The 25,054-nt window shown below is 47.4% G+C and carries 18 protein-coding genes; 16 read left to right on the forward strand and 2 right to left on the reverse strand.

Annotated features, from left to right (window positions below; genetic code table 11):
* Nucleotide 1 precedes the first annotated feature (1 nt).
* From IRJ16_RS16365 to IRJ16_RS16400, 8 genes are all read left to right on the forward strand, one after another.
* Nucleotides 2-775, forward strand: coding sequence for a hypothetical protein (locus IRJ16_RS16365; RefSeq protein ID WP_194112694.1), 774 nt, complete (start codon nucleotides 2-4; stop codon nucleotides 773-775).
* A 318-nt stretch (nucleotides 776-1,093) separates the two neighbouring features.
* Nucleotides 1,094-3,367, forward strand: coding sequence for an NADP-dependent malic enzyme (locus tag IRJ16_RS16370; RefSeq protein WP_194112695.1), 2,274 nt, complete (start codon nucleotides 1,094-1,096; stop codon nucleotides 3,365-3,367).
* A gap of 220 nt (nucleotides 3,368-3,587) precedes the next feature.
* Nucleotides 3,588-4,172: a Holliday junction branch migration protein RuvA gene (gene ruvA / locus IRJ16_RS16375; protein WP_194112696.1), complete on the forward strand. Its 585-nt coding sequence runs from the start codon at nucleotides 3,588-3,590 to the stop codon at nucleotides 4,170-4,172.
* A 24-nt stretch (nucleotides 4,173-4,196) separates the two neighbouring features.
* Entirely contained in the window at nucleotides 4,197-11,234 is a 7,038-nt protein-coding gene (gene sov / locus IRJ16_RS16380) for a T9SS outer membrane translocon Sov/SprA (RefSeq protein WP_228080250.1), read from the forward strand.
* A gap of 155 nt (nucleotides 11,235-11,389) precedes the next feature.
* Nucleotides 11,390-12,466 carry a glutaminyl-peptide cyclotransferase gene (locus IRJ16_RS16385; RefSeq protein ID WP_194112697.1) on the forward strand — a complete coding sequence of 359 codons (1,077 nt, stop codon included), beginning with the start codon at nucleotides 11,390-11,392 and terminating at the stop codon, nucleotides 12,464-12,466.
* A 115-nt stretch (nucleotides 12,467-12,581) separates the two neighbouring features.
* Nucleotides 12,582-13,076 carry a DUF5004 domain-containing protein gene (locus tag IRJ16_RS16390; protein WP_194112698.1) on the forward strand — a complete coding sequence of 165 codons (495 nt, stop codon included), beginning with the start codon at nucleotides 12,582-12,584 and terminating at the stop codon, nucleotides 13,074-13,076.
* Between the two features lie 76 nt (nucleotides 13,077-13,152).
* Nucleotides 13,153-13,731 (forward strand): phosphoribosylglycinamide formyltransferase, encoded by a 579-nt coding sequence (purN, locus tag IRJ16_RS16395; protein WP_194112699.1) that lies wholly within the window; start codon nucleotides 13,153-13,155, stop codon nucleotides 13,729-13,731.
* Nucleotides 13,732-13,798: 67 nt separating this feature from the next.
* Nucleotides 13,799-14,722 carry a restriction endonuclease gene (locus IRJ16_RS16400; RefSeq protein WP_194112700.1) on the forward strand — a complete coding sequence of 308 codons (924 nt, stop codon included), beginning with the start codon at nucleotides 13,799-13,801 and terminating at the stop codon, nucleotides 14,720-14,722.
* Here the strand turns inward: IRJ16_RS16400 and IRJ16_RS16405 are convergent.
* A complete protein-coding gene (locus tag IRJ16_RS16405; RefSeq protein ID WP_194112701.1) occupies nucleotides 14,704-14,958 on the reverse strand; it encodes a hypothetical protein in 255 nt (84 codons plus the stop codon). The genes IRJ16_RS16400 and IRJ16_RS16405 overlap by 19 nt on opposite strands.
* Nucleotides 14,959-15,061: 103 nt before the next feature.
* Here IRJ16_RS16405 and purH point away from each other — a divergent pair, with 103 nt between their 5' ends.
* The 6 genes from purH (at nucleotide 15,062) to rodA (ending at nucleotide 22,509) form a co-directional block, all read left to right on the forward strand.
* Nucleotides 15,062-16,594, forward strand: a complete 1,533-nt coding sequence (purH, locus tag IRJ16_RS16410; protein WP_194112702.1) for a bifunctional phosphoribosylaminoimidazolecarboxamide formyltransferase/IMP cyclohydrolase — start codon at nucleotides 15,062-15,064, stop codon at nucleotides 16,592-16,594.
* 198 nt (nucleotides 16,595-16,792) lie between these two features.
* Nucleotides 16,793-17,815 carry a rod shape-determining protein gene (locus IRJ16_RS16415; RefSeq protein ID WP_194112703.1) on the forward strand — a complete coding sequence of 341 codons (1,023 nt, stop codon included), beginning with the start codon at nucleotides 16,793-16,795 and terminating at the stop codon, nucleotides 17,813-17,815.
* 93 nt (nucleotides 17,816-17,908) lie between these two features.
* Nucleotides 17,909-18,754 (forward strand): rod shape-determining protein MreC, encoded by an 846-nt coding sequence (mreC, locus tag IRJ16_RS16420; RefSeq protein WP_194112704.1) that lies wholly within the window; start codon nucleotides 17,909-17,911, stop codon nucleotides 18,752-18,754.
* Nucleotides 18,732-19,250 (forward strand): rod shape-determining protein MreD, encoded by a 519-nt coding sequence (locus IRJ16_RS16425; protein WP_194112705.1) that lies wholly within the window; start codon nucleotides 18,732-18,734, stop codon nucleotides 19,248-19,250. The genes mreC and IRJ16_RS16425 overlap by 23 nt, the downstream gene beginning before the upstream one ends.
* The gene (gene mrdA / locus IRJ16_RS16430) at nucleotides 19,247-21,244 is read left to right on the forward strand and encodes a penicillin-binding protein 2 (RefSeq protein ID WP_194112706.1); all 1,998 of its coding nucleotides are present in this window, start codon (nucleotides 19,247-19,249) and stop codon (nucleotides 21,242-21,244) included. The genes IRJ16_RS16425 and mrdA overlap by 4 nt, the downstream gene beginning before the upstream one ends.
* Complete coding sequence (rodA, locus tag IRJ16_RS16435; protein ID WP_194112707.1) at nucleotides 21,241-22,509, forward strand: rod shape-determining protein RodA; 1,269 nt, start codon at nucleotides 21,241-21,243, stop codon at nucleotides 22,507-22,509. The genes mrdA and rodA overlap by 4 nt, the downstream gene beginning before the upstream one ends.
* A 131-nt stretch (nucleotides 22,510-22,640) precedes the next feature.
* Here the strand turns inward: rodA and IRJ16_RS16440 are convergent, their stop codons facing one another.
* Nucleotides 22,641-23,705 carry a hypothetical protein gene (locus IRJ16_RS16440; RefSeq protein WP_194112708.1) on the reverse strand — a complete coding sequence of 355 codons (1,065 nt, stop codon included), beginning with the start codon at nucleotides 23,703-23,705 and terminating at the stop codon, nucleotides 22,641-22,643.
* Between the two features lie 72 nt (nucleotides 23,706-23,777).
* Between IRJ16_RS16440 and IRJ16_RS16445 the strand changes: the two genes are divergently transcribed.
* A complete protein-coding gene (locus tag IRJ16_RS16445) occupies nucleotides 23,778-24,362 on the forward strand; it encodes a thymidine kinase (RefSeq protein ID WP_194112709.1) in 585 nt (194 codons plus the stop codon).
* A gap of 157 nt (nucleotides 24,363-24,519) precedes the next feature.
* Nucleotides 24,520-24,888 carry a response regulator gene (locus IRJ16_RS16450; RefSeq protein WP_194112710.1) on the forward strand — a complete coding sequence of 123 codons (369 nt, stop codon included), beginning with the start codon at nucleotides 24,520-24,522 and terminating at the stop codon, nucleotides 24,886-24,888.
* Nucleotides 24,889-25,054: the final 166 nt, after the last annotated feature.

A 25,054-nucleotide genomic window follows, 5' to 3' on the forward strand; every position in this document is an offset into this window, starting at 1 on the left:
CATGAACAACCTGAAACTGGTCCTGCTTTTAACCCTCGTCAGCCTATCGGCGTACGCTCAAAAACTGCCTAACAAGCAAACGGCAAGCCTTCGCGCACCTGCCACTATTAAAATAGATGGAAAGACCGACGAGTGGAAAGATCAGTTTCAGGCGTTTAATAGTGCACTCTTGGCCAACTATACCTTATCAAACGACGACGAGAACCTGTACCTGATCATAAAAGTAAAACCCTTCCTGGTGGTAGATAAGATCATACGTAACGGCGTTGTTTTTACCATCAACCATACTGTCGACAAAAAAGACACAGCGGCGGTTGTGATCACCTACCCCATGTTACAACGCGCCGACCGCAACGCCATCGCCAATAAATTTAATATGAGTATCGGCGTGCACGATGCAACTGATGATAAAAGCGATCCCGTACAGACGTTGAATACGCTCATGGCTAAGCGCTCAAAAAACATAGGCGTTAAGGGTATCAAGGAAATTGCCGATGACAGCATCTCTGTTTATAACGACACCGGCGTTAAGGCTGCCGCCAAATTTGCCAAGCCGCTGACCTATGTTTATGAATTGGCCATCCCGTTAAAATATCTCAACCTGCCCAATAATGGCGCAGGGGCGTTCAGTTATCATATCCAATTTAAAGCCGGTGCCGGACTCGGTAATACTACGTTCGTATCTACAAGGTCAGATCTGCTGCCTCCGCCGCCGATCAACAGCGTTTCGGTGGCCGATACGGATATGTGGGGACAGTATAAGTTGGCGAGGTGATGTATGCTAACTTTCTCCTGCTAAACTATTTCTTCTCCCGTTTCTTTAAGATCTTGTAATATTCGACTCTCATCCGCAACCATGTAGTTGCGCATTTGTAAAACATCATCAGTTTTGTGAAATAACATCAAAAAATGCATGTTTTTTAGTGTTTTTTCACTCCATCTTTAACCGTGCTCTGCTGTGATCTTGCTGCATTTTTACACATTCGACTGGTAATTCTACGATCCGGAATGGCGTAATTTAGGTGTGCGCATTCCGTCAAAAAAAGCATCCATCCGAAAAAAGAATTGTAATTTTGCGGTTTGATAACCAGTTATGAATAAACCCGATCGTAAAAAGGACGCCTTAAATTATCACTCGAAAGGCCGCCCCGGTAAGATACAGGTTGTACCTACCAAACCAACAAATTCGCAGCGCGACCTTACCATGGCCTACTCGCCGGGTGTAGCCGAGCCTTGCTTAGAGATAGCTAAAAACGTAGACGATGTTTACAAATACACCGCCAAGGGCAACCTGGTAGCGGTGATTAGTAACGGTACTGCCGTACTTGGCTTGGGAAATATCGGTCCCGAGGCCAGTAAGCCGGTAATGGAAGGTAAGGGTCTGCTGTTTAAGATATACGCTGATATTGACGTGTTTGACCTGGAGCTGAACACCACCAATGTGGACGAGTTCGTTAAGATCGTTAAAGCTTTAGAGCCAACCTTCGGTGGTGTTAATCTGGAGGATATCTCGGCGCCGACCTGCTTCGAGATAGAGACCCGCCTGAAAGCCGAGATGAACATCCCTGTAATGCACGATGACCAGCACGGTACTGCCATTATATCGGGCGCTGCGTTGATGAACGCTTGCGAGATACAAGGCAAACAACTGAGCGAAATTAAACTGGTGGTGAACGGTGCCGGCGCGGCAGCGGTTTCATGTACCAAAATATATCTGTCCTTAGGGGTAAAGAAAGAAAACCTGGTGATGTTCGACATCAACGGATTGCTCACCACATCCCGCACCGATCTGGACGAAATGCGTATGCAATTCGCCACCGACCGTACCGATGTCACTGATCTTAAAGGAGCGTTGGTGGGTGCTGATGTTTTCATCGGTCTATCTGCCGGTAACGTGGTTACGCCTGATATGCTGAAAGGCATGGCACCAGATCCGATCGTGTTCGCGATGGCCAACCCTAATCCGGAGATAGCTTATGATATCGCGGTCGAGGCCCGCCCGGATATGATCATGGCTACCGGCCGGTCAGATTTTCCTAACCAGGTGAATAACGTGTTGGGCTTCCCGTTCATCTTCCGTGGTGCGCTGGACGTACGTGCTACTGCCATTAATGAGGAAATGAAACTGGCGGCTACGCAAGCCATTGCCGAGTTAGCCAAAAAAACTGTTCCCGAAGAGGTGAACATGGCCTACGGTACCCGTAACCTAAAATTCGGTAAAGACTACATCATCCCTAAACCAATGGACCAACGTTTATTGGTAGAGGTATCGTCTGCCGTGGCCAAGGCGGCTGTGGAAAGTGGCGTTGCCCGTAAGGTGATCACCGATTGGGATGCTTACGCCGAGGAACTACGCGGCCGTATCACCAAGGATGATAAGTTGATGCGTAACCTATCGCTTAAAGCTAAAGCCGATCCTAAACGGGTGGTTTTTGCCGAGGCCGATAACTATAAGATATTACGTGCCGCTCAGATCGTTAAAGACGAGGGCATAGCTACACCTATCCTGTTGGGCAACCCCGATAAGATAAACAAGATCCTGAAAGAGACCGAACTGGAACTGGGTGATGTAAAGATCATTAACACCCTGGGCGAGTGTGAGAACGCCGAGATCTACGCGCAAAATTACTTTAAGAAACGCCAGCGCCGTGGCATCACCGAATACGAGGCACGCAAACTGATGCGCGACCGTAACTATTACGGTGCCAGTATGGTAGAATTTGGCCATGCTGATGCTTTGATATCCGGCTTGACCAAAAATTATGTTACCACAGTAAAACCTGCCTTGCAGATCATCGGCACCGAGCCGGGTGTGCGCAAGGTGGCGGGTATGTATATCATGATCACCCCTAAAGGTCCGGTGTTTTTTGGCGATACCACCGTTAACGTTGACCCAAGCGCGCAGGATCTGGTAGATATCACTGTGCTGATAGAGCGTTCGGTAAAACAATTGATCGATCAGCCAAGGGTGGCATTGCTGTCCTATTCTAACTTTGGATCTAACGAAGGCATTGTGCCCGAAAAGACACGCGAGGCTGTTAGGATATTACATCAGGAGTATCCCGACATGATCGTGGATGGCGAAATGCAAGCCAACTTTGCTATCAACCCTAAATTATTAGAGGGCAATTTCCCTTTTAGCACACTGACAGGCAAACCGGCTAACACATTGATATTCCCCAACCTCGAGTCGGGCAATATTGCCTACAAGCTATTGCAAGAATTAGGCGGTGCCGAAGCTGTCGGCCCGGTACTATTAGGCATGAACAAGCCTGTACACGTACTGCAATTAGGCAGTTCGGTACGCGAGATCGTGAACATGATCACCATTGCAGTAGTTGACGCGCAAGCAAGGGAAGAGAAATAAGTTTTTTAGGTGAAAGGCGAAAGGTAAAAGGCGAAAGGTTTGAAGAGAAGACCTTTTACCTTTCACCTTTATCCTTTCTTTGGTCATTAAAACCCGGTTAGAATTTTCTGAAAAACCTTTGACCTTTTGCCTTTGACCTTTATCCTTTAACTATTATCTTTCGTCGTTAATAAAAAAAAGACCTTTTGCCTTTACCCTTTCACCTTTAAGCTCGAAAAAAATGTACGCATACATAGATGGCAAACTGGCTTTTAAAAGCCCCGCTTACGTGGTGATAGACGCCGGGGGCGTTGGTTATCACATCAATATCTCGCTAAATACCTACTCTCAACTTGGCGATTCAGAAAAATGCAAATTATTTACATGGCTGCACGTTAAAGAGGACGCGCATACGTTATATGGTTTTATTGACGAGGGCGAGCGGCGCTTATTTTTGCATTTGATATCAGTTTCGGGCATTGGGGCTAATACGGGGAGGATGATCTTATCGTCCATCACTCCGCAGGAGATACAGGCTGCCATTATTGGCGGTAACGTAGCGCAGATCCAACGGATAAAAGGCATCGGCCCAAAATCGGCTCAGCGGCTGATCCTGGAGTTACAGGACAAACTGAAAAAGGATGGTCCGGATACATTGATCGCTATGCCAAGCAACGTTACGGCTAAAGACGAGGCCTTATCGGCCCTGGTAATGCTGGGCTTTGCACGTAACGCGGCCGAAAAGGTTCTTGATCAGGAGCTTAACCGAAATGGCGGTACATTAACCGTTGAGCAACTGATCAAATCAGCCCTCAAAAGTTTATAATTACCATTATTCAAGGCTACTTAGTTGGTTAAAAATTTTACTGTTAAGCTGTGGGTGTGTGCGTTGCTGGTGTCCGTTTTGGGCGGAGTTGGCCATGCTATTGCCCAGGTGAAGCAGGATTCGTCTATTATCAAAGTACCCAACATCCCGGCCGCTACCCGCAACAATCTGTCGCGCAAAGGCTACTTTGATGAGGACCCTCCGGGGTTGACCCGCACCATCGAGTACAACCCCATCACCAACCAATATGTGCTGATCCAGAAGGTGGGCAATATGATGTACCGCCCGCCACAGTACCTCACCTTTGCCGAATACCTGCAATTGCAACAGCAATTGAACCAGCGGGCCTATTTCAGGCAGTTGTCTGATAATTATGCTTACCAATCGCAGCAGCCGGGTTTTATCCCGCAGATACAGGTGCGCAGCCGCACCTTCGAGCGCATATTTGGCAGCAATACCATATCCATTACGCCCCGCGGACAGGCAAATATGATCTTTGCCGGGCAGATAAATAGTAACGAGAACCCGCTCTTTAATACCCGTCAGCGTAAGCAGTTCAACTTTAATTTTGATCAGAACATCCAGATGAACCTGGAGGGCGCCATTGGTGATAAATTGCGTATCAATACCAATTACAATACCGACGCGCAGTACCAGTTCGAGAACCAGATCAAGCTGGATTACACCGGCCATGCCGACGAGATCATTCAAAAAATAGAGGCCGGTACGGTAAGTATGCCATTGCCAACCACTTTGATCACGGGAACGCAAGCCTTGTTCGGTTTAAAGACCAAACTGAAATTCGGCAAGCTGGATGTTACGGGTATATTTTCGCAACAGCGGTCGCAGGCGCGTACCATCACCGTATCTAACCAAGCCCAGCAGGGCGAGTTCCGGGCTTTAGCGACGGACTACGAAGCTAACCGACACTTCTTTTTGGCCCGATACTTTCGCGATAATTATAACCGGGCGTTGGCCAATATCCCTATCATCAGCTCTAACGTAACCATTACCAAAATAGAGGTTTGGACCACCAACCGTACCAACGTTGTGACCGACTCGCGCGACGTGATCGGGTTCCTGGATCTGGGCGAGAACAGGCCTTATAATACTACTTTGGTGCAAGGTGGTACTTCGGGGTTGCCGGCCGGTTTTGTGGGGCCGGGCTTTACGCAGCAATCCAATAACTTACTCGCTAACCTGCCGGCTGCCGCCCGCGAGACCAATTCTACCGCCCTGCAATCTTATTTTGCAAGCACTGGCGGGGTAGACAACTATGGCAAGATGACGTATGCCCGTAAGCTGAAACCAGAGGAATTTGTGCTGCACCCGCAACTGGGTTATATTTCGCTGTTAAGTCCGCTGCAGAACGATCAGATTCTGACCGTGGCTTACCGCTATACTTATAATGGTGTGGAATATCAGGTGGGTGAGTTCTCTAACGATATCCCTGTCGACCCTAATAACCCCAAGGTGCTTTACACCAAATTGTTAAAGAACGAGATACTAAAGACCACCCTGCCAACCTGGGACCTGATGATGAAGAACATCTACTCGGTAGGTGCGTACCAGGTTAACCCGAGCAATTTTAAGGTAGTGATCTCGCGCCTGGATGAGAAATCCAACATCGAGAAAGCCATTATGGACGAGGGCCAAAATACCCGCAGCAAGCTTTGGCTGCAATTGATGGGACTGGATAACCTGAACCAGCAACAGGATAAAAAACCCGATGGTTACTTCGACTTCATCGAAGGCATCACCATCGACTCGCAGAACGGGCGTATCATTTTCCCGGTAGTCGAGCCATTTGGCGATGACCTTGCCCGGCAATTCGCCCCCGGCGAGGATGCCTTGGTTGCCCGCTATGCCTACCGCCCGCTTTACGATACCACGCAGGCCATTGCCCAGCAATTATACCCTAACTTGAACCGTTATGTGATCAAGGGTAGCTATTCGGCCACCAAAAGCTCGACCTATCAAGTGGGGATGGGTAATATCCCGCAAGGTTCGGTTATTGTGGCGGCGGGTGCTTTGCGCTTGCAGGAAGGTATTGATTACACCATGGATTACAGCTCGGGCCAGTTAACGGTGCTCAACTCATCCATCCTGCAATCCGGCCAACCGATCACCATTAAGATAGAGAATAACGAGTTGTTCGGTGTGCAACAAAAATCCTTATACGGTACCCGTTTTGATTATCGCGCCAGCAACAAACTATTATTGGGTGCTACCATGTTGCACCTGACCGAGCAGCCGATCACCCAAAAGGAATTGACGGGCGCGGAGTCTATCTCTAACTCCATCTACGGCTTCGACGTGAACTACAGCACTAACTCGCGTCTGCTGACCAGGCTAGTGGATAAATTGCCGTTTGTAAGCACTAAGGTGCCATCCACCTTTAATTTTACGGGCGAGTTTGCCAAACTGAACCCGGGCACGCCAAGCGCGCTTAACTTTGCCGGATCTACCAAAGGCACATCCTATCTGGACGATTTTGAGAACAGCCGTACCGTTATAGATATCAAGAGCGCTATTAACTGGCAGATATCGGGCACGCCACAAATGTTCCCCGAGTTCCGTAACATTAACGATCTGAGTTATGGCTATAACCGTGCACGACTGGCCTTTTATAATATCGACCCGATATTTTATAACCTGTCCGGATCTAACGTGCCGCAATTGAATAACTCGAGGGCCGAACTTTCTAACCACTACGTTAGGCAGGTGTTGGAGCAGGAGGTATTCCCTTACAAGCAGTCAGTGACGGGTCAGGCGCTGATATTGCCAACGCTGGATCTAGCTTTTTACCCAAATACCCGTGGTCCGTACAACTACACGCCCACAGGTTTTAATGCTGATGGTACGCTGCAAAACCCGCGATCGCGTTGGGGTGGTATCTTCCGCAAGTTAGAGACTAACGACTTTGAGTCGCTTAACGTAGCTTTTATTGAATTTTGGATGCTGGACCCATTCATCTACAAAGACAATTCGGCTGGTGGCGACCTGTACTTTAACCTTGGTAACATATCCGAAGATATTTTGTACGACGGTCGCAAAGGGTTGGAGAACGGCCTGCCTGTTGACGGCGACCTGAGCAAGGTTGACGAGACCACCTGGGGCCGCGTAGTGAAACTGCAACCGGTGATAAACGCTTTTGACAGTAACCCAACCAACCGCCTGCTACAAGACGTTGGTTTGGATGGTTTGGGTAACGCCGATGAACGTGCCAAATTTGCTACGGTGCTGAACCAGATCAAAGCACAACTGAACCCCGCCGCCGCCGCCGCGCTGGAGGCTGACCCATCTTCGGATGATTTTCAATACTACCAGGGCCCCGCGCTGAACGATGCACGTACCGGTATTTTGGCCCGCTACAGCCGTTTCAATGGCTTGGAGGGTAACTCTAAAACATCCGAACAATCGCAAGCCGAACTTGGTCTGCCAACCTCGGCATCAACCTCATTACCCGATGGTGAGGATATTAATCGCGATAACAACATGAACCAGGCCGACGAGTATTTCCAATACCGCGTGTCTGTACGCCCGGGCGATCTGGCCGTGGGTACCAATAACATTGTTGATAAGGTGACCGCTAATGTGCGCTTGCAAAATGGTACCACCACCACGGCTAACTGGTATCAGTTCAGGATACCTATTGCGGGTTATACCGCTAAATTCGGAAACATACAGGATTTTAAGGCCATCCGATTTATCAGGATGTTCACCACCAACTTTGCCGATACAGCGGTGATGCGTTTTGCTACCCTGCAACTGGTGCGCGGCGAGTGGCGTAACTACAATGCCGAAGGTTCGGCCAGCAAGGTGATCGCCGATCCGTCGCTGATCAACCCGCCGGTAGATAACTCATTGCTGAATGTTGGTACTGTGAATATTGAGGAGAATGGTACCCGTAACCCTATCCCTTACGTTGTGCCGCCGGGCATACAACGCCAGCGTGATTTTAACAACCTGCGTACCGATACCCGGTTGAACGAGCAATCGTTATCATTATCGGTATTTAACCTGCGCGATGGTTATTCGCGTGCAGCCTTCCGGACTTTCAATAACGATCTGCGCCAGTACAAACGCCTGCAAATGTTTATCCACGCCGAGGGCCAGGATGTGCGTAATGGTGAGATCAGCGCGTTCATCCGTTTGGGTGTCGACTATCAGGATAACTATTACGAGTACGAAGTCCCGCTGGCGATAACCCCGCAAGGCAGCCGTGATCCGGCCGCCATCTGGCCCGATGCCAACGCCATGAATATTGAGTTGGAACTGCTTACCCGGGCCAAACTGGCCCGTAACATGGCTACGCTGAACGGGCAGGCCTGGCCAATAACAACCCCATTCACTTTTGTAGATGGCAACAATCGCATCACCATTAAAGGCCAACCCGATCTGAGCCGTTTGCGTGCCATTATGTTGGGTGTGCGCAACCCCTTAAAGCCGGCTAACTCTACCATTGATAATGGCTTGGAGAAGACCGCCATTGTTTGGTTCAACGAGTTGCGCCTGACCGATTTTGACCAGAACGGCGGCTGGGCGACCAGTGGTTTGATGAACACCAAATTGGCCGACTTTGCCGATGTGACCTTAGCCGGCCGCATGAGCACCATCGGTTTTGGATCGATAGATCAGCGGATGTTCGAGCGTAGCCGCAGCGAGGATAAGGCCTACGATTTTTCTACCACGTTGCAATTAGGCAAGTTCTTCCCGGACCGGACCAACATCCGCATCCCGATGTACATTAACCTATCCAACCAAACCCGTATGCCGCGCTTTGACCCGGCCATGCCCGATGTGGAACTGAAACATACCCTTGCAGCCGCCCGTAACAGCCAGCAACGCGACTCGATCACCCGCGCCGCGCAGGACTATACTATGCGCCGCAGCTTCAATTTTACAGATATAGGCAAGGTGCGATCACCGAATAATACCAAGCCTATCCGCCCTTGGGACGTCGAGAACTTTAAAGCAACGTACGCATTTACCAATTTTGAACACCGCGATTTTAACGTGGTTAGCGAGTTGCAGAGCACCTACCGGGTAGATCTGCGTTACGATTATGGCGGCACACCGGCATACAAAACACCGTTCAATAAGATCAGGAGCGAGAAATTGGCACTGATCAAGGATATCAATTACAGCCTGTTCCCGGACAGGTTGAATTTCCATATCACCTTTGATCGTTTTTACTCGGAGAATACCATCCGTAACAACGACCCTAATAACTTTATCCCGATCCCGACGAATTACAATAAGAACTTTACCATTAACCGCGTGTACGGTATCGGCTGGAAACTGACCAAGTCGCTATCGATGGATATCGACGCTACGAACCTATCTGTTGTGGACGAGCCATCGGGACGGATCACCGGCGTTAAACGCGATACCCTTTGGGAGAACCTGAAACGTTTAGGCCGTACCGTTAACTATAACCACACCATCCATTTTGCTTACGAAACACCGGTGAGCAAATTGCCATACATGGATTGGACCAAGTTTACGGTAGATTATCAAACCAGTTTCTTTTGGAATTCGCAGCCGCAATTTGCCATTAATTCGCCTACCTACAATGTGGGCAACACCCTGCATAATGACCGCACTATGCGCTTCACACCGGTGCTTGACTTTAACAAGTTTTACAATAAATTCCGTACCCTGCGCGATCTTAATGACCCAAGCAAAGGCACCGGCCTTACCCGAGCCTTGTTAGGCTTCCTGACTGGATTGAAACGTGCCGAGGCGGATTATACGCGTACCGAGGGAACCACACTGCCTGGTTATTTGCCGCAGTCCAACTTTTTTGGGCAAGACTTTAGCTACAACGCCCCGGGTCTTGGCTTTTTATTAGGCAGCCAGGCAGATCTGCGCCAACGGGCCATTGCAGGCGGCTGGCTATCGCGCGATACCTTGCAGAACCAACTCTATACCAAAGGCCTGATCGAGAACCTGGTTATCCGGACATCTATAGAACCATTTAAGGACTTCCGCATCAATTTGATCAGTAAGCGATTGGAGAATAAAAATTTCCAAACCAACTTTAAATTTCAGGAGGGCGTAGGTTTCCAAAACCAAAGTCCGATCACATCCGGTAACTACAGTATCTCGTTCTTCTCGCTGCCAACGGCATTCTCTAAGCCTTACGGACAGGGTAACGAATCGAGCATATTCCAAAAATTCCTTGATGCGAGGCAGGTAATATCCGAAAGGTTAGGTCGCCAGAATTTGAACTCAGCAGGGCGTAACGCCGCTACCGGTTTCTATGATGGCTATGGCGCCAACTCGCAATCGGTACTGGTGTCGGCGTTCATGGCAGCCTATTCGGGTAAAGATCCTAATACTATCGGCTTGAACAACTTCCCCAATATCCCTATCCCTAACTGGGATATCGACTATCAAGGCCTGAGCCGTGTGCCTATCCTTGCCGAAGTTTTTAGTACGCTACGGTTATCGCACAGCTATCGCTCGCAATACACGGTGAACGCCTACAGTTCGCTGATCCGTTACCAAGAGGTCAATGGCGCATCTATTAACCGCGATGTGAATAATGACTTTTTGCCTAACTACCAGTTCACCCAGGTAACGATGGAGGAAGCTTTTGCGCCGCTGATCAAGGTAGATGCCGTGTTCGCTAATAACATTAATACCAGCTTTGGTTACAACAAAGGCCGGGTGCTGAGTCTGAGTTTGCTGAACAGTCAGCTGGCGCAGATGAACGATAATGTGTTCGATTTCAGCTTCGGTTACCTCACTCGCGATTTCCGTTTTCCGTTCGGCATGTTCCAGAACGTGAAATTTAAGAACGACATGGAGTTTAAAATGACGGTATCTTATCGTGATAACAAAACGCTGATCTACCGCGCGGATGTGCGCACTGCCGAAGTATCATCGGGCCAGCAGAACATCACCATGCGCCCGTCGATAGATTACAAGCTAAGCGACAGGTTCAATATGACGCTGTTCTATGATTCTAATATCACCAAGCCATACACCTCGCAAACCTTCAATACATCAGTGACCAACTTTGGTGTGAACATGCGGATGAGGTTTCAATAGTTTGGAGTTAGCAGTTTGAGTGGGCAGTTGGCCGTTCTTGAACAGGGAGGAAACCAAAGACTTTTGAAAGACTATAAGGCGGTATCCCCGATAACTTTTATATTCGGCAAAATTTACAACAAACCCTTGGCCTGCTAAGCGGTTAATTAAATGCAATGAAGAAACTCGCCATACTATCCTTAAGCGCTATAGCCCTTTTTGCTGCAAGTTGCGGCGATAACAAAGTGGCGGATACCGGGATCACCCTAACACCCGAAATGGGCACCACCTACAACGCAGGAGCACCGGTAGATATCAAAGTGAACTATCCCGACGAGATCAAACCCGATTCGGTGGTTTACCTATTAGATTCGGTACGATACACCACGGCTAAGGATGGCTCAGGATTTGCGCTTAAGACCGGTAGTATGAAGCTGGGAACGCGCCTAATTACGGCCAAGATCTTTCAGGCCGGTAAGAGTATCGATATCTCGACCAGCTTTTCGCTCTACGCTGCTAAAGCGCCCGAAGAGTTAAAGTTTGTAGTAGAAAAAGTTTTCCCACACGATACAGCAAGTTATACCGAAGGATTGATCTATCAGGACGGTATTTTATATGAGAGCGACGGTGGCCGTGCAGGTGAGCAAACAGGCCGTTCGAGCTTACGCAAAGTTAATTTAGAGACCGGCAAACCAATAAAAGAGGTGCCCGGCGACCCGAAAGTGTTTAACGAGGGTATTGCCATAGTCGGCGATAAGCTTATCATGATGACCTACACCGAGCGCATTGGTTACGTTTATAATAAGAACACTTTAGACTTGACCAAAACTTTTCCTAACAATGTTGGGGTAGAGGGCTGGGGCTTATGTTCTGACGATAAGCAGATCTACATGGACGACAGCACCAACCGTATCTGGTTCCTGAATAAAGACAATTACGCCGCGCAAGGATATATTGATGTGTGCGATGATAAAAGCCCCAAGATGCAGATCAACGAGTTGGAGATGATAGACGGGAAAATATACGCCAATGTTTACACCACTAACGATATTTTGGTGATCGACCCTAAAACCGGTGCTGTACTGCAACACGTGGATATGACCGACCTGTGGCCGCTAAAAGACCGCCCGGCAGATTTTGACAGCGTAGATAAAGTATTTAACGGCATTGCCTGGGACGCCAAAGGCAAACGCCTTTTTGTGACCGGTAAAAAGTGGCCGCATCTGTATCAGATCAGGTTAGAGAAGAAATAGGCCGTCCCCTGATTCCCTAAAGGGGAATGAACTGCGGAGGCTGCATTGTTGGTGCTTGCAGATAATTTAAGGATGTTGCATGCGTTTAATGCATATTTGCAGCGTTAAAGTATTAATGAAAAAGAGGTTTAAATTATCGGTATTGTTTGGTTTAGCAGGTTTGTGCCTGTTGTTGAACTCTTGTAAAAAGGATGCCGAGGGCACAGTAGAGGCTTTGCTGGCCCGCGGGAGCTGGCAACTGGCCTCGGTGATGCGTTATAACTACGTAGGCGGTAACAACACCAGTATAGACACACTGAATGCTACCTGCGGGTTGAACCAGACCTTCACTTTTAATAAGGACAACACTTGTTCTTACACCGATTTTTCGTGCATTAGCCAGACCGCCAAAGGCAGTTGGCAATTGGCTGAGGATAAGCTAACGCTGCTATCTTCATTAAGCGCTCAGGATACTTTGGCTGGTGCGCGGGTCACTGCCAAGCCCTTCACTTATGCGCGTATCATTAACCTTGGTCAGTATTCGATGGTACTGGAGACGGGCGACCTCAGTTCGTACTATCTGTCTACAGATAAGCGCCATATTAAACGCTACGGTTTTATCCGGAACTAATTTGTACGTAATTTTTACAAAAGATCTTATATTTGAGCGTGTCGAACTGTTCGGTATAAACTAATACTACACCTGCTTGAAAAAACGTATCGCTATTTTTGCTTCCGGTTCCGGTTCTAATGCTCAAAAGATCATGGAGCATTTTAAACGCCATCCCGATGCCGAGGTAGTTTTGATCCTCACTAATAATCCCAACGCCTACGTACTGCAACGGGCAGATAACTTTGAGATACCGACCCACATATTCAACCGTGAAGAATTCTACAATACCGATGACGTAATCCGTCTGCTGAAGAACCTGCAGGTGGATCTGATCGTACTGGCCGGTTTCCTTTGGTTGGTTCCGGTTACGTTATTGCAAGCATTCCCTAATAAGGTTATCAACATACACCCCGCCCTGCTACCAAAATACGGCGGCAAAGGCATGTACGGCGACCATATCCACAAAGCCGTATTAGCCGACGGTGAAGAAGAATCGGGCATCACCATTCACTTCGCTAACGAACACTTTGACGAAGGCGAGATCCTGCATCAATCTAAATTCAAGATAGATGCCGATGATACTTTAGAGGTAGTGAAATTTAAGATCCAACAGTTGGAGCATCACCATTTCCCAAGGGTGATTGAAGGGTTGTTGAAGAAGATGCGTTCTTGAGAAATTAGAGGGGAGTTATCCCGATATCTATCGGGAAGACGTTAGGTAAATTCCGTATATTTACCCTATGCCAATTCCTGACTACCAAACCATCATGCTGCCCTTATTGAATTTGCTTGCCAATAAACAGGCTTATTTATTAAAAGATCTTATTGAACCGTTAGCTCGTCATTTTAATTTAACTGATGATGATCTGAATGAATTATTGCCGAGTGGCCAGGGCTTTCTGTTTGCAAACAGAATCGCATGGGCAAAAACCTATCTCAAAAAAGCTGGTCTTCTTGAATCTCCTAAGCGCGGTATCGTAGTATTGACGGCAAGAGGCGAGAGTGTACTCAAAGAGAAACCTGTAAAAATTGACAACGCACTTCTGAGACGTTTTCAGGAATTTATCGATTTCCAAACTTATAAAAAGGATGGAGCAGAAAATACGACAGTAACAGAGGCCAATTCAGATATTGATGAAGAAACTCCGGAAGAAAGGATAGAAACATCTTACCAGACGATACGTCGCTCTTTAGCTTTAGAATTATTAGATACGGTACGTCGTTCGTCCCCTATGTTTTTCGAACGTTTAGTGGTAGAACTGTTGGTGAAAATGGGGTATGGAGGTTCGATAAAGGATGCAGGTAATGCCATTGGTAAGACAGGTGATGAAGGTATTGATGGGACCATTAAAGAGGATAAATTAGGTTTAGATATCATCTACATTCAGGCAAAGAGATGGCAGGCTGGAAATGTGGTAGGTCGGCCCGAACTTCATAAGTTCGTCGGCGCATTAGCTGGCCAGGGAGCTAAGAAAGGTGTGTTTATTACTACATCAACATTTACCAAAGAGGCTTTGGGTTATACACCACGAAATGAAACTAAGATCGTTTTGATCGATGGCGAGCAATTAGCGCAATTGATGATCGACTATAATTTGGGTGTGGCCGCGCAACGGGTATATGAAGTTAAAAGATTGGATAGTGATTATTTTGAAGAGAATTGACGTTTGACATCTTCAATGCTTATCCATTTAGACTCATCATTTTCATCTTCTTCGATTTTTAACAGATATTCCGTCAGTTCGGCATCCGTTGCAGGTCTACCAATGCCGAATATCATATCATCGTCTGTCAAAACCCGATGCTCTTCCGCCCTCGCCTTGAAGCCACGCTCCTCGGCGAATTGCAAAGCTAAAGCGGTATCCTCGGCAGAATCGGTATCAATGATCACTCTCGTCATAATACTAAGTTACAATATTTTGTAAACAGAAAAAAACTGATCACCGGTCACTTATCTCTGATCACAAAAACTTACCTTTGCGCCTTAAAAAATAACCCTGCTCATGAGTCAGTCCGTAAAGATAAAAAACGCTTTAATATCAGTTTATTATAAGGATAATCTGGAACCGATAATTCACGAACTTAACCGCCTTGGTGTTAACATTTATACCACCGGTGGCACCGAAACTTTCATTAAAGCTTTAGGTGTGGACGTGATCAAGGTAGAGGACCTGACCAGCTACCCGTCTATCCTGGGTGGCCGTGTAAAAACATTGCATCCTAAAGTGTTCGGCGGTATCCTGACCCGTCGTGGTTTAGAAGCCGATCAGCAGCAGATCGCCGAGTATCGAATCCCTGAGATAGACCTGGTTATTGTTGACTTGTACCCATTCGAAGAGACCGTTAAGTCGGGCGCCGGACAGGATGATATTATCGAGAAGATCGATATCGGCGGTATCTCATTGATCCGCGCAGCCGCTAAAAACCATAAAGATGTGGTGATCATTGCATCTAAAGATGACTACTCAGGTTTAGAGACCTTACTGAAAGAGCAGGAAGGCACTACTACTTTTGATCAGCGCCGTAAATTTGCTGCAAAAGCATTCAATATCTCATCTAATTACGATACTGCCATTTTCAATTATTTCAACCAGGAAGAAGGCATCCCGGCATTCAAACAAAGCATTATCGACGCTAAGACCTTACGTTACGGCGAGAACCCGCACCAACAAGGTGTATTCTACGGTAACCTGGATGCGATGTTCAATAACCTGAGCGAGAAAGGTAAAGAATTATCGTACAATAACCTGGTAGACGTTGACGCGGCCGTTGCCCTGATCGACGAGTTTACCGAGCCTACCGTGGCTATCCTTAAACATACCAACGCTTGCGGCGTAGCAACCCGTCAATTTATTAAAGAGGCTTGGATCGATGCTTTGGCTTGCGACCCGGTTTCAGCTTTCGGTGGTGTGATCATCACCAATACCGAGATCGATGCGGAGACCGCTTCTGAAATTGACAAGTTATTCTACGAAGTACTGATCGCGCCGGCTTATACAGACGAGGCTGTTGCTATCTTGACCGCCCGTAAAGGTCGTATCGTATTGGTACGTCAGCCAGTAGAGTTGCCACTGAAACAATTCAAGACGCTATTAAATGGCGTTATCGAACAAGATAAGGACCTGACCGTTGAAGGCCCGGCCGAAATGAAGACCGTTACCGTGCGCCAACCAAGCGAGCAGGAATTGAAAGACCTGTTCCTTGCTAACAAGATCGCCAAGAATACTAAATCTAACGCTATTGTATTGGTTAAGAACAATCAGATGCTGGCCAGCGGTGTAGGGCAAACCTCACGCGTTGACGCCTTAAGACAAGCGATCGAAAAGGCTGCATCATTCGGCTTCGACGTTAAAGGGGCATCGATGGCTTCTGAAGCTTTCTTCCCTTTCCCTGATTGTGTGGAGATAGCGGCTGAGGCAGGTATTGTTGCCGTGTTGCAACCGGGGGGATCTATCAAAGATCAACTGTCGGTAGATATGGCTAACCAAAAAGGTATCAGCATGGTGACCACCGGTGTGCGTCACTTTAAACACTAAGATCTCACCATAACCCCTCTCGCAAGGAGAGGGGTTTTTAATACATTAACCCTCAGGCGGCAACGTCTTTGGCGCGTGATAAATAACTAAACCCACACAATAATAATTTTAATTCAACGCTTTAAAGATCAGGCGATGAATAGAGATCATTAGACTTATTTTTAGCTAACTTTGCACACTATTTTAAACACACAGTAAATGGGTTTATTCAATTTTTTCACACAGGAAATAGCTATTGACCTGGGTACCGCAAATACCCTTATTATACATAATGATAAAGTTGTTGTCGACGAGCCGTCGATCGTAGCTTTTGACCGCACCACAAACAAAGTTATCGCCATTGGCCGCCAGGCTATGCAGATGGAGGGTAAAACTCACGATAATATCCGCACTGTTCGCCCATTGAAAGATGGTGTGATCGCCGACTTTAACGCCGCCGAGCACATGATCCGCGGTATGATCAAAATGATCAACCAGGGTAAAGGCTGGTTTTTCCCGTCGCTGCGTATGGTTATCTGTATCCCATCAGGCATTACCGAGGTTGAGAAACGCGCCGTGCGCGACTCGGCCGAGATAGCGGGCGCTAAAGAGGTTTACCTGATCCACGAGCCTATGGCTGCCGCGGTAGGTATCGGTATAGACGTTGAAGAGCCGATGGGTAACATGATCATTGATATCGGTGGTGGTACTACCGAGATCGCGGTTATTGCCTTATCGGGTATCGTTTGTGATCAGTCTATCCGCGTAGCGGGTGATAACTTCGACTCGGATATCGTTCAGTATATCCGTCGCCAGCACAACATCATGATCGGCGACCGTACGGCTGAAAAGATCAAGATAGAGGTTGGTGCCGCGTTGCCTGAGTTAGCTGATCCACCTGCAGATTTCGCTGTACAAGGCCGCGACCTGATGACCGGTGTGCCTAAACAGATCACCGTATCTTACACCGAGATAGCCCATTGCTTAGATAAATCTATCTCTAAAATAGAAGAAGCGATCCTAAAAGCGTTAGAGATCACCCCGCCGGAGTTATCTGCGGATATCTACCAAACAGGTATCTACCTGACAGGTGGTGGTGCATTACTACGCGGTTTAGACAAACGTATCGCTGCCAAAACTAAACTACCTGTACACGTAGCCGAAGATCCGCTTCGCGCCGTAGTACGCGGTACCGGCACGGCCCTTAAGAATATTGGTAACTTTAAGTTCTTAATGCAATAGAAAGATGCAAGGGCCAAGAATCAAGAAGCGAGACTTTTTTCTTTCTTGATTCTTGACTCTATACTCTTGATTCCCTGTCAAACTAAATAAGACATGCGCAACCTCCTGATATTTATCACTAAGTACAACGCATTCTTTCTGTTCCTGATATTTGAGGTTGGCGCGTTGGTTATTTATGGTAAATACAACTCGTTCCAAAAGGCAAGTCTGATCAATTCTACCAACGAGGTGACGGGGAACGTCTACGCCAAGTATAACGAGGCTGAACGCTATTTGTCGCTACAGCAGGTGAACGATCAGCTGGCTAAAGACAACGCAGCATTACGGGCCAAGCTGAAGTCATCGTTCTATATAGACACCCTGGCTAAGCGTATGGTTAACGATACGGTCTATCTCCAGCAATATGAGTACACCGTTGCCCGCGTGATCAACAATAGCGTTAATAAGCGCAATAACACCATTACCATCAACCGTGGTAGCGATGCTGGTATCCAGAAAAATATGGGGGTGATCAGTGATCAGGGTGTGGTCGGCATAGTTGTAATGGTCTCGAAACATTTTTCGATCGTGATGTCACTGCTACACAAAGAGACCTCATTTAGCGCAATGCTTAACGATGATAGGGTAAGGGGCACTATTAAATGGGCTGACAACCTGGACCCGCGCGTTGCGCAATTAGTAGATGTTAACAATAGCGCAAAGCCGCATATTGGCGAGTTGGTGGTAGCTTCGGATCAGTCATTATTCCCTACCGGTGTGCCTATTGGCCGGGTATCTAACCTGCGCACAAAAACAGGCGGCTTTTTCCTGAATATGGAGGTGACCCTATCTGTAGATTTTAGCAAACTGCAATACGTGTACGTGGTTACCAACCGCTTAAATAAAGAACAGACCGATCTGGAACTGAAGCAAAAAGATGAGCAGAACGATATTAATTAATTTGGTAAGGTTTGTTGTACTGGTATTGGTGCAGGTTTTCCTGCTCAAAAATATCACGCTGTACAGCTTGTCTATCCCGTATATCTACATCCTGTACATCCTTTTATTGCCTTTCGAGATACCGAACATTTTGCTTTTCCTGCTGGCCTTTTTAACAGGTCTTACGGTTGATGCTTTTTACGATACACCCGGACTGCATGCGGCCGCCTGCGTGCTGTTGGCTTTTGTAAGGATATTGTTCATCAATATTACGGTACAAAAAGAAGGTTTTGATAACGAACCCGAACCAACGCTTAGCGTTATGGGTTTCCGCTGGTTCTTTACCTACGCGTCCATCCTCACCTTATTCCATCATTTCTTCCTCTTTAATCTGGAAGTTTTCAGCATTAGCGAAATACAATATACCTTCACCCGTTTTATTATAAGTTCGGTTTTTACCGTATTTTTAATGCTGATCACCGGACTATTATTTTTCAGGAGAAAAGAACGTAAATGAACAGTTTTTTTGCGCGGCGCTACGTTGTTACCATCATTTTTGTTGTTATTGCCCTGGTCTTGCTGGCCCGGCTTTTCTATCTCCAGATCGTAGACGAAAAATACATCCTGCTGGCTAAAAACAACGTGGTGCGTACCCGCATCGTGTTCCCCGCCCGCGGACCGATCAAAGACCGCAACGGTATAGTACTGGTAGAGAACCAACCCGTTTACGATATCATGGTCACCCCGAAGCAGGTGAAGCCTTTTGACACCCTGGCCTTGTGCGATCTTTTAGGCATCGATATGAAAGGCTTCCGCCTGCGTTTAGCCAACGCCAAGATCAAGAACGGCGTTACACGTGCAACAGTGTTTGAGGGGCAGCTTTCGGGAGCGCTGTACGCGTCTTTGCAGGAACGCTTATATGAGTTCCCTGGTTTTGATGTACAGCTGCGTTCGGTACGCAGTTACCCCGATTCTATTGCCGCGCACTTTTTAGGTTATACCGATGAGGTGAAAAATTATGATATAGAGAAACACGGCGGCTATTACCACCCCGGCGATTATATTGGCAGGACGGGCGTAGAAAGCTCGTACGAAGAAGCGCTGCGCGGCCAACGGGGCGTGCAGAATTTGATGGTGGATAACAAAGGCATACCTAAAGGCAGATTTGCCAATGGGGCCTATGATACTGCCGCTGTTGCCGGGGAGCAACTGATATCATCGTTAGACAGCCGCATACAAAAATTGGGCGAACACCTGATGCAGAACAAAGTTGGCAGCATTGTGGCTATCGAGCCGTCATCGGGCGAGATATTGGCCTTTGTAAGTACTCCCGGATATAATCCCAACTTGATGGTGGGCCGTAACCATGGTAATCACTACATGGATATTCAGAACAGCCCAAATCACCGTTTGATGATACGCCCTATTCAGGCAACGTATCCGCCGGGGTCTTCCTTTAAGCCTTTAAGCGCATTGATAGCATTGCAGGAAGGGGTGATCACCAAACAAACCACTTACTTATGCCCGGGCAGGTATTTGGCCAACAATGGCAAGCCTAAGTGTACCCACGTGCATGGTCTGGTCAACTTAAGTTCGGCCATTGCCGAATCTTGCAATGGTTATTTTGCCATGGTGTACGAGAAGCTGATCAATGCCAGAGGAGCTAAAGCTACAGCTACAAGTTTAGATTATTGGGCAAGCAACGTTAATAAATTTGGGTTAGGCGTAAAGCTTGGGGTTGACCTTAATGGCGAGAAGCGCGGAAGGGTGCCCACATCCAAACTTTATAATAAATTTTATCCTAATGGCCAATGGCGCTCAAAAACCATACTTTCTAATGCCATCGGTCAGGGTGAGGTGGAAGCCACGATGCTACAATTGGCGAATGTAGAGTGCGCTATTGCCAATCGCGGGTTCTTTTATACCCCTCACCTGATCAAAGCTATAGGAGACAAAAAAGTGATCAAACCCGAATTTACGGTTAAACACGATGTTGGCGTCGATGCGCAATATTTTGAGCAGGTGATATTGGGGATGCAACAGGTTGTAGACTATGGTACAGCACGTGCATCCAAGATCCCCGGCATTATTATGTGCGGGAAGACCGGCACAGCACAAAATAGTGACCATAGCGGTAAGAACCACTCTGTGTTTGTGGCTTTTGCCCCGCGAGATACACCTAAGATCGCCATAGCAGTAATTGTGGAGAACTCCGGCGATGGTGGCACCTATGCCGCACCAATAGCAAGTTTTATGGTCGAGCAATATTTACGTGGAAAGATCACCCCTCGTGATGCCGGGCCGGGTTTTTCTGTCGATTATTACAGCGGCCTGAATTTGATGCCACAGCCAAAAGTGAAAGCGCCTGTTAAGCCATTGTCTCCAAAAGATTCGATAAAGCAAAAACTGATCGACAGTGCGGCCATGAAACAACGTGCACCCAAATCACCCGCAAACCGATCAAAGCCAATTACTATAGCCATGTTGCCCAAAAAGGAGGACCGCAAATGAGAAATGAGCAACGCAGTCTTTTTTTTAATGTTGATTGGTTGTTGATACTGATCTACGTTGCACTTTGTATGATCGGTTGGTTCAATATCCGGGCGGCAGTTTTTGACCCCGAACACACCAGTTTATTTGATACCCATACTCGCTACGGCAGCCAGTTCATCTTTTTGATAGTGGCTTTCGTGGTCGGTACTGTCATCTTGCTATTAGAGAGCCGCTTTTTAAGCGCCCTCGCGCCAACTTTTTATGTAGCGACGGTGTTGCTTTTGATCCTGGTATTGGTAATAGGCCGCAACGTGGGTGGTAATCAAGCCTGGATAGATATAGGCGGTGGTTTCCGTTTGCAACCATCAGAATTTGCCAAATATTCTACGTGTTTACTGCTGGCCCGTTATTTAAGCGGCGTTAATATCAAGGTGACCGAGATCAAATCGTTCCTCATTGCAGGCGGTATCATCCTGTTGCCAATGCTCCTGATTCTAAAACAGCCGGATGCGGGGTCTACACTGGTATTCTGCTCATTGATATTTGTGCTTTACCGCGAAGGGTTGTCGCCATTGTTCCTCATTATTTTCGGGTTATTGGCGGTGCTGTTCGTGTTGTCGTTATTGGTGGTTAACCAATGGTATCTCATAGCAGGCATTATGACGGCAGGCTTGTTGCTCATCTGGTTTGTAAAGCGTAACAGGGCCTTAGCGCTTTGGGTATTGCTGGGGACGTTGCTGAGCGTCGGGTTCGTATTTGTGATCAGGCCGCTTTATACACATGGCCTGCAGTCTCATCAGCGCGAACGTATAGATCTGGTATTAGGCCTTACCAACGATACTAAACACGTAGGTTATAATCAAAATCAATCCAAGATTGCCATCGGTTCCGGAGGTATGTGGGGTAAAGGCTATTTGCAAGGGACGCAAACCAAATACTCCTTTGTACCCGAACAAAGCACCGACTTTATCTTTTGTACGGTAGGCGAGGAGTGGGGCTTTGCCGGATCCATTGTGGTAATAGGTCTGTTCCTGTTCTTGCTGCTCAGGATCATCCACGTAGCCGAACGCCAGCGATCGCCATTCTCGCGCATATACGGTTACGGCGTAGCCTCGGTCATCTTTTTCCACTTCTTCATCAACATCGCCATGACGGTGGGCTTTATGCCCGTGATCGGTATCCCGTTGCCGCTGATCAGTTATGGTGGATCATCATTGTTAAGTTTTACGATCCTCATCTTCACATTGATCAAGCTGGACTCGAACCGGATGGGGATAGTTTAGGACGAGGTAAAAGGTGAGAGGTCAAAGGCGAAAGGTCTTTGATCATGACAACTATAAATAGAAAAAGGTCAAAAATGAGATAATGCGTAACGCAAACCTTTCACCTTTGACCTCTCACCTTTAACCTCAAACTACAAATACCTTCTCCTTAACAGGTCATAAAACTTATCGGCAGTGGCTTGCTTATCAGCCCAGTTGTTTTTGGTAGCGTAGCTGCCATTCAAAAAAGCTTGTGCTTCTTCAAGCGACTTATAACGGTTCAGGATATCGATAGCTTCGCTGTAGGCCAGGCTGTAGCCGTTGAACAGGTCTTTCACGTAAAGTAATTTATCATTCAATGATATCGCTGACTTCAGGTCAGCGATAGGCTTGCCTGCTAAATGCTCAGGTACGCGTCCTGCATTTAATTGAGCAGACATGCGCTCATTCAGCGTCATCACATGGTCCTCAGGAACGGCGATCACCGTATGTGGTTGCGATGCAATTATCGGCTCCGGTTGTGCGGTGATCACTTGCGCGGTAATGGCCTCTTGAACTACCGGCTCGGGTTTTGCCGTTTGTGCAACTACAGGCTCAGGCACTACTGGTCTGATCGGTTCCATAACCGACTCCGGTAACGCCGGTTTTACTACTTCGATAAAAGGCTCGGGTTTCTGAGCTTCTACTTTTATCGGCTCCGGTTCTGCAACAGGTGCTTGTCGAGTGGTCGGTTCTTCAATTTCCTCTTCGTCCTCGTCCCAATCCTCGCCAATATCTTCTAAAGATAATTCGTGACGGATCTGCTCAGGTCCTGCAACTGGCTCAGGTTCCGGTTCAGGAACAACTTCAGGGTTTCTGGGTATCTCGAACTCGATCACATGCGCGTCGGCATCGTCCTCTGGTTTTATCGGTGTAAAGAACGATGGTTCAGGAGTGCGCTTTTCTTCTTCGACCACAGGCTCCGGCGTAGCAACCTCGGGTAATAATTCAACAACCGGCGCAGGCGGTAAGGCCGCGACAACAGGCTGCTCTTTAGCAAGCGATGCATTCACTTTACGCAGTATCTCTATATGGCCCGACAAAAATTGGGCGTTGGCGGCCATCAGTTCTAATTCAAGATCGTTATTGAGTTCTCCGGTGGTAAGCAAATATTGGTACTGGTCGTTCAGCTCTGCCACAATGCCGCCTATCTTCTTAAAAACTTCCTGTTGCTTCATGGGGTATAAATTGGTATCTGCATCTCAAAAGTAGTATTAAATTGTGATATTTGCAGGCTGTAATTGGTAACGATGCTGTTTAACGAAGACGTATTTAAGCGAAGAAGCGAGCTCGGCGGGAGCATAGAGGTAGTGTGCGGATCCATGTTCTCGGGCAAGACCGAAGAGCTGATACGCCGCCTGCGCCGCGCCCAGATAGCTCGCCTGAACGTGGAGATATTTAAGCCCCGTACCGATACCCGCTACCACGAGACCGAAGTGGTATCGCATAACCAAAACTCTATCCCGAGTACCCCCGTAGAAAACTCATCAGCCATCTTATTATTGGGCAGCCATGTGCAAGTAGTAGGCATTGATGAAGCCCAATTTTTTGACGATGAGTTACCTTACGTTTGCAACAGATTGGCGAACAAAGGTGTACGTGTGATCATTGCCGGTTTGGATATGGACTTTCAGGGTAAGCCTTTTGGTCCGATGCCTGCCCTAATGGCCATGGCTGAGTCGGTGACAAAGGTACACGCTGTTTGTGTGCGATGCGGTAACCCGGCCTTATATTCCTATCGATTAGTGCCGAGCGATACCAAGATCCTGCTGGGCGAAAAAGAAAGCTACGAACCACGCTGCCGCCAATGCTACGAGTTAGACGGTTTGGTTTAATGCTCGATATAGCCTGAGGCTCTGCAATTCAATTATTTTTTACAAAAATTGCCTTTCACGCAAACAAAAGGCAGGGTGTTAGCTGTTTATAGCATATACCGTTGTCGCCACTGCTATCATCGGTATCCGCTTACAGATCTAATTGTTTAAGAACATCATGGCTAAGAAAATACTGATAATTGAGGACGACAGGGATATCAGAGAAACTATAACCTACGCGTTAGAAGACGCGGGTTATGAAGTTGTATCGTCCGAAGATGCCGGTATATTAAAGTCGCTTGATAAGCTTAAACCCTCATTGATCCTGCTTGATAATTGGCTTACTGACTGGAAAAGCGATGCCAACGGTCAGCAACTCTGCAAAGAACTTAAGACCGACCCCAAGACCAGTCATATCCCGGTAGTTATCGTATCAGCCGTAAGCAACATCCGCGAAATAGCCGAAGCCGGACAGGCCGATGGTTATCTTAAAAAGCCTTTTGATCTAATCGATCTGAATGCGGTGGTGGAGAAGTATGCGTTGTAGGAGGGAAAAATCGGAACAACCAATCATGAAAATGCACGTCATTGCGAGGAACGAAGCAATCTCTACACCCAGAGGTCCGCTTTGCAATTCGCTCTGCTAACGTAGAGATTGCTTCGTTCCTCGCAATGACGAGGTAGAGAAGGTAACTCACATTTCCTACCAATTC

Origin of the sequence: Mucilaginibacter myungsuensis, from assembly GCF_015222005.1 — a bacterium.
GTDB classification, from domain to species: domain Bacteria; phylum Bacteroidota; class Bacteroidia; order Sphingobacteriales; family Sphingobacteriaceae; genus Mucilaginibacter; species Mucilaginibacter myungsuensis.

What these genes read in the sequence shown, in the direction of transcription:
- IRJ16_RS16365 (WP_194112694.1), top strand. Translation starts at nt 2, where the DNA reads ATGAACAACCTGAAACTGGTCCTGCTTTTAACCCTCGTCAGCCTATCG.
- IRJ16_RS16370 (WP_194112695.1), top strand. Translation starts at nt 1,094, where the DNA reads ATGAATAAACCCGATCGTAAAAAGGACGCCTTAAATTATCACTCGAAA.
- ruvA (WP_194112696.1), top strand. Translation starts at nt 3,588, where the DNA reads ATGTACGCATACATAGATGGCAAACTGGCTTTTAAAAGCCCCGCTTAC.
- IRJ16_RS16385 (WP_194112697.1), top strand. Translation starts at nt 11,390, where the DNA reads ATGAAGAAACTCGCCATACTATCCTTAAGCGCTATAGCCCTTTTTGCT.
- IRJ16_RS16390 (WP_194112698.1), top strand. Translation starts at nt 12,582, where the DNA reads ATGAAAAAGAGGTTTAAATTATCGGTATTGTTTGGTTTAGCAGGTTTG.
- IRJ16_RS16400 (WP_194112700.1), top strand. Translation starts at nt 13,799, where the DNA reads ATGCCAATTCCTGACTACCAAACCATCATGCTGCCCTTATTGAATTTG.
- IRJ16_RS16405 (WP_194112701.1), bottom strand. Translation starts at nt 14,958, where the DNA reads ATGACGAGAGTGATCATTGATACCGATTCTGCCGAGGATACCGCTTTA.
- purH (WP_194112702.1), top strand. Translation starts at nt 15,062, where the DNA reads ATGAGTCAGTCCGTAAAGATAAAAAACGCTTTAATATCAGTTTATTAT.
- IRJ16_RS16415 (WP_194112703.1), top strand. Translation starts at nt 16,793, where the DNA reads ATGGGTTTATTCAATTTTTTCACACAGGAAATAGCTATTGACCTGGGT.
- mreC (WP_194112704.1), top strand. Translation starts at nt 17,909, where the DNA reads ATGCGCAACCTCCTGATATTTATCACTAAGTACAACGCATTCTTTCTG.
- IRJ16_RS16425 (WP_194112705.1), top strand. Translation starts at nt 18,732, where the DNA reads ATGAGCAGAACGATATTAATTAATTTGGTAAGGTTTGTTGTACTGGTA.
- mrdA (WP_194112706.1), top strand. Translation starts at nt 19,247, where the DNA reads ATGAACAGTTTTTTTGCGCGGCGCTACGTTGTTACCATCATTTTTGTT.
- rodA (WP_194112707.1), top strand. Translation starts at nt 21,241, where the DNA reads ATGAGAAATGAGCAACGCAGTCTTTTTTTTAATGTTGATTGGTTGTTG.
- IRJ16_RS16440 (WP_194112708.1), bottom strand. Translation starts at nt 23,705, where the DNA reads ATGAAGCAACAGGAAGTTTTTAAGAAGATAGGCGGCATTGTGGCAGAG.
- IRJ16_RS16445 (WP_194112709.1), top strand. Translation starts at nt 23,778, where the DNA reads ATGCTGTTTAACGAAGACGTATTTAAGCGAAGAAGCGAGCTCGGCGGG.
- IRJ16_RS16450 (WP_194112710.1), top strand. Translation starts at nt 24,520, where the DNA reads ATGGCTAAGAAAATACTGATAATTGAGGACGACAGGGATATCAGAGAA.